The organism is Oleiphilus sp. HI0128, from assembly GCF_001635365.1.
The window spans coordinates 1-557 of sequence record NZ_LWGG01000930.1 but is presented as its reverse complement, the minus strand read 5'-3'; the positions used below and the strand labels follow the sequence as shown (position 1 = coordinate 557).

Annotated in this window: 1 protein-coding gene; it reads left to right on the top strand. The window is 48.1% G+C overall.

Annotated elements, in window-relative coordinates; translation table 11 throughout:
• Nucleotides 1-30: 30 nt before the first annotated feature.
• Nucleotides 31-557: arginine--tRNA ligase (argS, locus tag A3763_RS15145; protein WP_369823118.1), on the top strand; the 527-nt coding region annotated here is incomplete at its 3' end.

Here is a 557-nt window from a genome sequence, read left to right as displayed (position 1 = left end):
ATAGGGCTAGTCTTAGCCAAGCAGGCCAAGATGCCACCTCGAGCGCTTGCTGAGCAAATCGTTGAAAAGATCACCGCTCAAAATAATGCAAGCGTAGACAAAATTGAAATTGCTGGCCCTGGCTTCATCAACTTTTTTATGAGCTCCGCCAGCAGCTTTGCCGTCCTCAGTTCAATTATTGAAAATGCGGATAAATATGGACACAACAACTCAGGTAAAGGCCAAAAAGTTCAAGTCGAGTTTGTTTCCGCTAATCCTACCGGCCCATTGCATGTGGGGCATGGCCGTGGCGCAGCAGTCGGTGACAGCATTTGCAGACTTCTCGGTGCAAATGGCTGGGATGTGACCAGCGAGTTCTATTACAACGATGCTGGCCAACAAATCAATAACCTGGCTCTATCTGTTCAAGCTCGCTGCAAAGGTTTAACACCTGAAGACCCAAGCTGGCCAGAAGATGGCTATCGCGGGCACTATATTATTGAGCTTGCTGAAAGCTTTATGAACGGTGAAACCATCGAGTCTGCCGACCAGAGCTTTACAGGTACCAAAAACGCTGA